Source organism: Streptomyces alkaliphilus, from assembly GCF_014141535.1.
In the GTDB taxonomy this organism is placed as follows: Bacteria; Actinomycetota; Actinomycetes; order Streptomycetales; family Streptomycetaceae; genus Streptomyces; species Streptomyces alkaliphilus.
In genome coordinates, this window is record NZ_VKHT01000112.1 from 1 (window position 1) to 8,488 (window position 8,488).

An 8,488-nucleotide genomic window follows, 5' to 3' on the forward strand; every position below is an offset into this window, starting at 1 on the left:
CCGCCAGGGGGACCGAGTCCCTCCCGGTGCGGGCCGGGGACGGGTTCAGCCCGCGGCCGGCGGCACCAGCCGGGTGCCCTCGTCGGTGAGGGTCACCGGCAGTCCGGTGCGGGCCGAGATGTTGCCCGCGGCCCCGATCAGGACGCTGCGGATGCCGTCGCGGTATCCCGCCTGCCGGGCCAGTGGGTCCTCGCCCGGACCCCGGAAGACGTCGTCCAGCAGCAACCGGTCCCCGCCGCCGTGTCCGCCGGCGCCCTGCTCGATCAAGATCTCCTCGGCCTCGCTCCAGTGCGGGTGCAGCACCAACTTCTCCCATGCCCCCGCCGCGTGCTCCTTGCTCGCCGCACTCGGATCGATCGCCGCGTGGGGCGGCGTCCAGGACCGCTCGCACACCTCCAACTCCAGCCGCCCGCCGGTGCCGTTGAAGGAGACCCGGTACCCCTCCCACGGCGCGTGGGCGTTGAGCGAGTAGGTCAGCAGGGCGCGGTTGTCGTACCGCACGAGCATCGACATGTTGTCCTCGATGTCGATCTCGTCGGCGAAGACGTCCCTGTCCCGGACGTACCCGTCCTCGTGTTCGGCGTCCAGGTAGAGCCGCTTGAGGCGCTCGTCGGCGGAGATGTCGAGGATGAAGGGGTCGGCGCCCAGTCCCGGGCTGCCCTGACCGCGCTCCGGGCGCTCCGACAACCCCCGGGCGCGGGCGTTGTCGCCGCCGTAGAAGCGCAACTCCGACTGGGCGAAGACCAGTTCCGGTCGGGCGTTCAGCCACCAGTTCACCAGGTCGAAGTGGTGGGTCGCCTTGTGCACGAACAGGCCGCCGGAGGAGGACTTCTCTCGGTGCCAGCGCCGGAAGTAGTCCGCCCCGTGGATGGTGTCCAGCACCCACTCGAAGTGCACCGAGGTGACCTCGCCGATCCGCCCCTCGGCGATCAGCCGGCGAACGGCGGAGTTGCGCGGGGAGTACCGGTAGTTGAAGGTCACGATGATCCGGCCGGTGCTGCGCTCGGCCGCCGCCGCGATGGCCTCGCAGCCGGCCGCGTCCACCGTCAGAGGCTTCTCCACCACCACGTCGCGGCCCGCGTCCAGGGCGGCGCAGACGTAGTGGGCGTGGGTGGCGTCCACCGTGGCCACCACCACGGTGTCGGCGTCCTTGATCATCTCGTCGAAGCCGTCCGGCCCGAAGGTCGGGACGCGGTCACGACCGGCGGCGGCGATCCGGTCGTTGTAGTACTCCATCCGGGTGCGGTTGGTGTCGCACAGGGCGACGATCTCACCGGTGTCGCTCCAGTCCCCGAGCAGCGCGTCCACATACATCTGCGCGCGATGGCCGAGGCCGACGAAGGCGTAGCGGCGGTTCACGTGAGGTTCTCTCTTCCGGATCGGGTCGGCGGGTGATGCTGCTCAGCCGAGGGTGTTGTCGGCCTCGGAGAGGAAGGCGGAGGCGGCCTCCTCGGGCGACATCCGTCCGAAGATGACCTCCTCGCCGTAGCGCTGGAGCATGTTCGGGATCTCACCCGCGCCGGCCGGGTAGGCCCGCGGCGGGTCGGTCAGCTCGCCCTCCATGGCGGAGATGAACTCCAGCGAGGCGATGTCGGTCTCCGGCATCTCGTCGCGGATCTCCTCCAGCACCGCGTCGTTCATCGGCAGGCCGCGGTCGCTGCCCAGGATGCGGGCGGCGTCGGGGTCGTTGGCCAGGAAGTCGATCAGCTTGCCGGCGGCCTCCTGGTGGGAGCCGGACTCGGCGGCGGCCCAGAACATGGTGGGCTGCAGGAACATTCCGGAGGTGTCGGCGCCGGCCTCCCTCGGCATCCGCAGCACCTCCACCTCCTCACCCGAGCCGGTGGTCATGGCGTTGAGCTGGTTGCTCCACCACATGCCCATCGCGCCGGTGTTGGTGGCGATGAGCGAGGTCTCCACGCCGGTGGAACCGATCTCGGTGCTCCGGGCGGCGTCGGGGGCCGCCTCGGCCTCCATCAGGTCCAGGTGCGACCGGAACCAGTCGGCGAGAGTCTCCTCGGAGATGCCCATGGCGTCGTCCGTGTAGAAGTCCTCGCCGCGCTGGTTCGCGAACACCCGCAGGTAGGCGTCGTTGAAGTTGATCTGGGTGCCGTAGACACCGCTGTCGGTGTTCTCGGTGACCTGCGCGCTCAGCTCGAGGTACTCCTCCCAGGTCCAGGAGGTGTCGTCCGGCACCTCCAGACCCGCGTCCTGGAGCACCGCCCTGTTCAGCATGACGGCGAAGGTGTTGGCACCGGTGGGGATGGCGTACTGGACATCGTCCACATTGCCCGAGGGCAGCAACTGCTCGTTGAGGTCGGAGGTGTCCACCAGGCCGCCGAGGTCGGCCAGGGAGCCGCGCCGGGCGAACTCGCCGAGACGACGGATCTCGATGGCGAAGACGTCGGGGGCGTCGTTCGAGGCGACCTGGGTGGTCAGCTGGTCGTAGTAGGAGTCCCAGGCCGAGTACTCGCCCTGCACCTTGATGTCGGGGTTCTTCTCCTCGAAGAGGGCGATGGCCTCCTCGGTGATGCGGTGTCGGGAGTCGTCACCCCACCAGCTGAACCGGATGGTGACCTGACCGTCGCCGCCGTCCCCCGAGCCGGAGCCGCTGTCGTCACCGGCACAGGCGGCGGAGAAGGTCAGTGCGCCGGTCACCAGCAGCACCGGCCAGATTCTCTTCTTGTGGTGGAACACGGAACTCTCCTTTGAATTCGGGTCGTGCTCGTGCAGTGCGGCTGATGAATCCGCGGCTTACTTCAGGCCCGTGGTCGCGATACCGCGGACCAGGTATCTCTGTCCGGCGAGGAAGAATCCGAAGATCGGTCCCAGGGACAGTACCGAAATGGCGAACATGGGTCCCCAGGAGGATTCGCCACTCGAGTCGAGGAACGTGCGCAGCGCCACCGGGACGGTGTGCACATCGGGGTTGGTCAGGAAGATCAGCTGGCTCAGGAAGTCGTTCCAGGTCCAGATGAAGGTGAAGATGGCGGTGGTGGCCAGGGCGGGCATGGACAGCGGAATGATGATTCTGCTGAAGATGCGCCAGTGGCTGGCTCCGTCGATGAGGGCCGCCTCGTCCAGGTCCCTGGGAAGTGTACGGATGAACTGCACCATGAGGAAGATGAAGAACGCGTCCGTCGCCAGGAATTTCGGCACGATGAGCGGATAGAACGTGTTGATCCAGCCCAGCTCGGAGAACAGGATGTACTGCGGCACGATCACCACGTGCAGCGGCAACATGATGGAACCGAGCATGACGGCGAACCAGAACCGTTTCAGCGGGAATTCCAACCGGGCGAACGCGTAGGCGGCCAGCGAGCAGGCGAGCAGGTTCCCCACCACGGCCCCGGCGGTGATGATCGCCGAGTTCATGAAGTAGTGGCCGAAGGGGTGTCGCAGGGCGTTCCAACCGGCGCCGAAGTTCTCGAAGGTGATGCTGGTGGGGATGAGGCCCTGCTCCCGGAAGATCAACTCCTCCGGCTTCAGGGCGCTGGAGATCATCCACAGGAGGGGGTACAGCATCGCCAGGCCGAAGAGGATCAGCCCGATGTGGGTGAGGAGCTTCTTTCCGCGCACGGCCAACAGGGCCCGGGCGAGGAGGGTGTCGTTCAGCGGGGCGGCGTGGGCTCCCGATCCGGACCGCTTTCCGGAGTCCGGCTTCGTACGGGTTTTATTTGTCATTGTAGAACACCCAATACTTGGACATCAGGAAGTTCACTGCGGTCAGGGAGGCGATGATGAGCACCAGAACCCATGCCATCGCGGAGGCGTATCCCATCTGCCAGGCGTTGAATCCGCGCTCGTACACATACATCGTGTAGAAGAGCGTCGAGTCCGCCGGACTTCCGTTTCCACCACTGACCACGTACGCCTGGGTGAAGGACTGGAAGGCGTTGATCAACTGGAGGATCAGGTTGAAGAAGATGATGGGAGTCAGTAGGGGAAGCGTAATGGAGAAGAACTGTCGAATCTTCCCCGCGCCGTCGATCGAGGCCGCTTCGTAATAACTCGCCGGAATCTGCCGAAGGCCCGCCAGGAAGATGACCATCGGTGAACCGAAAGTCCATACATTCAGCACGATCAGGGTGCCCAGGGCGGTGTCGGGATTCGACACCCAGCTCGTTCCCTGGATTCCGAAGAACCCCAGGAAGTCGTTGACCAGACCGTCCGCGCCGAAGACCTTCCGCCACAGGATGGCGATGGCCACACTGCTGCCCAGCAGCGAGGGCAGGTAGTAGATCGACCGGTAGATCGGCAGGCCCCGCACGCCCCGGTCCAGGATCAGCGCCAGCGCCAACGCGAAGGACAGCTGCAACGGCACCGAGACAAACACGTAGATCGCGGTGTTGGTCAGGGCCTTGACGAACCGCGGATCGTCGAACATCCGCGTGTAGTTGTCCAGGCCCACCCACTCGTGGTCGCCCAGCAGGCTGTAGTCCGTGAAGGACAGGTACAGCGAGGCCAGCAGCGGACCGGCGGTGATCACGATCAGACCCACGAACCACGGGGCCAGGAAGGCCAGCGCGGTCAGCGACTCCCTGCGTCGCCTGCGCCGGCTCTGCCGCTTGTGCTCGGGATCCGGCACCAGGGAGACGGGTTGCGGCAACGCCTGTTTCGGCGGCACCTGTACGGCGGTCATGCGGGCCTCCCGATGAGTCCGGGGAAGTGCGGCAGCTCGGAGAAGAGCACGCACTCCCCGGCCGCGATGGTGACGATGTCGGTGATCCCGGGCACCACCCGGCGTCGGGCGCCGTTCTCGCCCGGCAGGTCGTCCGCCGGGAGTGGGGTGGGATCGGGTGCGGTGCGCACGGCCTCCAGGACACGCATGAAGGGGCGGGTCGCGGAGAGCGGTACCGTCAGCGGGGGCCGGTCGGCGGAATCCGGCGCGGCCAGGTGGTCGACGAGGGTGCGCAGCAGCACCTCGCGGCCGTGCGTGGTGGTCACGGGCGGCTCGCCGTCGCGCTCCACCGTGACCTCGTCCAGGGTGTAGCGCAGCACGATGCGGCCCCGCTCCCCATGGACGGTGATCCCGGGCGGACGCTGCTCGGGGGCGGCCAGGGTGACCGCCACCACGAGCGGTGCCCCCGCCGTGGTCCCGCCCGTGGTGCGCACCCGCAGGCAGGAGGTGTCGTCGGCCTCGATGTCGAAGGCCCGGTACAGCTCGGTCTCGATCGAGGCGATCTCCCCGCCGTCCAGCGCCAGCACGGTGGCCACCGCGTGGGCGAAGGGGTTGGTGAGGGCGCCGTCCACCACCTCCATCCCGTCCAGGGTGCGGCGGCCGGCCCAGGCGGCCCGTCCGTAGTAGGCGGTGTCCCGGGACCAGGCACCGGCGCAGCCGATGCCCCGGATCGCCCCGATCGCCCCGTCGGCGATCAGTTCGCGCACCGCCCGGGGCGCTCCCGAGCCCAGGGACTGGAAACCCACCTGGACCACCCGGTCGTACTCGGCACAGGCCGCCGTGATCCGCTCGAACTCCGCCATCGAGGAGGCGGGCGGTTTCTCCAACTGCACGTGGGCACCGGCGGCCATCGCGCGGATCGCCAGGTCGGCGTGGGTGTGCAGCGGGGTGGCGACCACGGCGATGTCCGCGCCGGTGGCGGCCACCAGTGAGCCGAGATCCGCGGAGTGCTCCGGCGTGGCCGGCCCGGCGGTCTGCTCCGGGGTCGGCGGACGCAGATCGCAGACCCCGACCAGCTCGGCGGCGCCCTCGGCGGCCAGCTCCCGCAGGGCGGGGAGATAGGTGCGGCCGTACCCGTGGATCCCGGCCACCACCACCCGCAACGGTCGGCTCATCGGCCACCTCCGGCGGTCGGTCCGGCGTCGTCCGCGACCACGGTCAGTCCGGTGGTGTCGAAATCCATTCCGTGGCCCGGGGTGCCGGTCAGCCGCAGCCTCGACCCCTCGATCCGCACCGGAAACGGCTCGCGCAGCATGCCGAGGGCCGCGAAGGAGGCGTCCTCGACCTCCTCCACCATCGCGGGGGAGGGCAGGGCACAGGCCAGCTGGCCCGAGATGTCCGGCAGCAGGTGGGGGTAGACGGGGACGTCGTGGACCCGGGCCAGCTCGACGATCCGGCGGAAGGGCGTGATGCCGCCGACCCGGGCGAGGTTGGGCTGCACCACGTCGCAGGCGCCGGCGGCCAGCCAGTCCCGGAAACCGTGCACGGTGCGGATGTTCTCGCCGACGGCCAGCGGGACGCCGCACTCCTCGCGCAACCGGAGGTGGCCGGTGAGGTCATCGGCGGGCAGCGGCTCCTCGATCCAGTGCGGGTCCAGGTCGGCCAGTGCCCGCAGCGCCCGCCGGGCGCGGAACAGGTCCCAGCGCTGATTGGCGTCGATCATCAGGCGCACGTCGGGGCCGACGATGTCGCGCACGGCCGCCACCCGCTCGACGTCCCGGGCCGGGTCGAGGTGCCCCACCTTGATCTTCACCGCCGGGTAGCCGGCCGCGGCCCAGCGGCGGGCCTGGTCGACCAGTTCCTCCAGCGGGTAGTGCAGGTTCACCCCGCTGCCGTAGACCGGCACGGAGTCGCGCCGCCGTCCCAGCTCGTCGGCCAGGGTGTGACCGGCCGCCCGGGCCCGCAGGTCCCACAGGGCGGTGTCCACCGCGGCCATGGCCAGGGTGGGGATGCCGCCGCCTCCCGCCTCGTGCAGGTGGGCCCACAGGGCGTCCCACACGGTCTCCGGGTGGGAGGGCAGCCCGATCAGGGCGTCACGCACGTCACCGGTGAGCAGCGCGTGCACGGCGGTCGCCCCGACCTGCGGGGTCCAGGTGAAGCCGGTCCCGGCCCGACCGTCGGCCAGCGTCACCTCGGCGAGGACGACGTGGTTGGCCGGCACGTCGGGCCCCCAGGGCCGGGGCAGGTCCACGCGGAAGGCACGGACCCGCAACCCGGTCACCGGCGGGGGGCCGGTCGGTGCCGCCGGGGGAGAGGGAGTGATGCCGCCGAACCCGGTGACCCCCGTCTCCCGGGTGAGCGGGGCGGAGGAGGTGGTCACGACGCGGCCCTCGCCAGGGCCAGACCGGCGTCGATGATCCGGGACAGCTCGGTCAGGTGCTCCCGGCCGAGGTCCACCAGCGGGGGCCGCACCGCGCCCACATCGTGGCCGCGCAGCCGCAGGCCGGCCTTGACCAGCGACACCGCGTAACCGGGGACCGTGCTGCGCAGCTCCACCAGGGGGGCGTAGAAGTCGTTCAGCAGCCGCCCGACCAGCTCCGGATCGTTCTCCAGCGCGCGGTTGAAGGCGGTGGCGACCTCCGGGACGAAGGCGAACGCGGCCGAGGAGTAGAGGTCCACGCCGATCGCGCGGTAGGCGGTCTGGGTCAGCTCGGCGGTGGGCAGACCGTTGAAGAAGGTGAAGTCCTCACCGAGCGCGGCGCGCACCGCCAGCACGATGCGCTGGACGCGGTCGATGTCGCCCAGGCCGTCCTTCAGGCCCACCACGCCGGGTATCCGCGCCAGCTCCACGGCCTCGGCGGGGGAGAGGACCAGCGGTCCGCGCTGGTAGAGGATGACCGGCAGGCCCACCGAGGCGACGGCCGCGACGTACTCGCGCAGCCCCTCGGCCGGGCCCTGCGCCAGCCACGGGGGAAGCAGCAGCAGACCGTCCGCGCCGGCCTCGGCGGCGGCCCGGGCGTGGTCCAGCGCGGTGCCCAGCGGGCCGCCGGCGCCGGCGAGCACCGGCACCCGACCGGCGGTCTCCCGGACGGCGGTGCGCACCACCAGCGCCTGCTCGTCGCGGGAGAGCGAGGTCAGCTCACCGGTGCCGCAGGCGGCGAAGACGCCGCCCGTGCCGTGCTCCACACCGGTGGCCACGTGGCGGGCGAGGGCGTCGGTGTCCACCTCCCCGTTGCCGTCGAAGGGGGTGACCGGGAAGAAGAGGACTCCCGTGAGTTTCATCGGATTCCCATCAAGATCGTGCCGGGGGCGGATGTGGCGGGCCGGCGTCCCGCTCCAGCGGGACGCGACGACCGGAGTCGGAGGATTCGGGGGACCGGTTACGTGACCGGTTCGGTGACCAGTTCGGTGCGCCAGCTGCGGGTGGCCCGCCACCCCAGGAGGCGCTCGGCCTTGGCGCTGGAGAACGCGGGCTCGGTGCCGGTCAGGGCGGCGGCGGCCTCCGTCGTCCCGGGGTGGAAGCCGGGCAGCAGCTCGGCGAGGGGTTCACGGGCCAGGGCGTCGGGGGCGCCGGCGAAGAAGACCTCCCCGTTGGGGATCGAGGGGAGCGCCTCCAGCAGGCGCTCGATCAGGTCGGAGCCGTCCCGTGCGTCCAGGTAGTTGAACAGCGAGGCGGCGGAGAGCGAGGGGTCGTCCAGCCGCTCGGTCAGGGTGTGACCGGTCTGAGTCGGGGCGCCGGCCCACTCCTCGGGGGCGATGACGAAGCAGGGGCGGACCGCCGCGAAGCGGGTGGCGTCCCCGGCGGCGAGGGCGAAGGAGGCCATGGTCTGCTCGGCTGCGAGCTTGGAGAGGCTGTAGGCGTTCCAGGGT

7 protein-coding genes and 1 pseudogene are annotated in these 8,488 nt (G+C 70.1%); all 8 read right to left on the reverse strand.

Features of this window, described 5'->3' with window-relative positions:
• Positions 1 to 45 precede the first annotated feature (45 nt).
• Positions 46 to 1,359, reverse strand: coding sequence for a Gfo/Idh/MocA family protein (locus tag FNQ90_RS06240; RefSeq protein ID WP_182605347.1), 1,314 nt, complete (start codon positions 1,357 to 1,359; stop codon positions 46 to 48).
• A 42-nt stretch (positions 1,360 to 1,401) separates the two neighbouring features.
• On the reverse strand, positions 1,402 to 2,694 hold the full coding sequence (locus tag FNQ90_RS06245) for an ABC transporter substrate-binding protein (protein ID WP_182605348.1): 1,293 nt from the start codon (positions 2,692 to 2,694) through the stop codon (positions 1,402 to 1,404).
• Positions 2,695 to 2,751: 57 nt separating this feature from the next.
• Complete coding sequence (locus tag FNQ90_RS06250; RefSeq protein ID WP_182605349.1) at positions 2,752 to 3,681, reverse strand: carbohydrate ABC transporter permease; 930 nt, start codon at positions 3,679 to 3,681, stop codon at positions 2,752 to 2,754.
• A complete protein-coding gene (locus tag FNQ90_RS06255) occupies positions 3,671 to 4,639 on the reverse strand; it encodes a carbohydrate ABC transporter permease (RefSeq protein WP_182605350.1) in 969 nt (322 codons plus the stop codon). Before FNQ90_RS06255 ends, FNQ90_RS06250 begins: the two co-directional genes overlap by 11 nt.
• Positions 4,636 to 5,793, reverse strand: coding sequence for a Gfo/Idh/MocA family protein (locus tag FNQ90_RS06260; protein ID WP_182605351.1), 1,158 nt, complete (start codon positions 5,791 to 5,793; stop codon positions 4,636 to 4,638). The genes FNQ90_RS06255 and FNQ90_RS06260 overlap by 4 nt, the downstream gene beginning before the upstream one ends.
• Positions 5,790 to 6,998 carry a mandelate racemase/muconate lactonizing enzyme family protein gene (locus FNQ90_RS06265; protein ID WP_323379803.1) on the reverse strand — a complete coding sequence of 403 codons (1,209 nt, stop codon included), beginning with the start codon at positions 6,996 to 6,998 and terminating at the stop codon, positions 5,790 to 5,792. The genes FNQ90_RS06260 and FNQ90_RS06265 overlap by 4 nt, the downstream gene beginning before the upstream one ends.
• Complete coding sequence (locus tag FNQ90_RS06270; protein ID WP_182605352.1) at positions 6,995 to 7,900, reverse strand: 5-dehydro-4-deoxyglucarate dehydratase; 906 nt, start codon at positions 7,898 to 7,900, stop codon at positions 6,995 to 6,997. Before FNQ90_RS06270 ends, FNQ90_RS06265 begins: the two co-directional genes overlap by 4 nt.
• Before the next feature lie 98 nt (positions 7,901 to 7,998).
• Positions 7,999 to 8,488, reverse strand: a pseudogene (locus FNQ90_RS06275) (NAD(P)-dependent oxidoreductase); the annotation flags it as partial.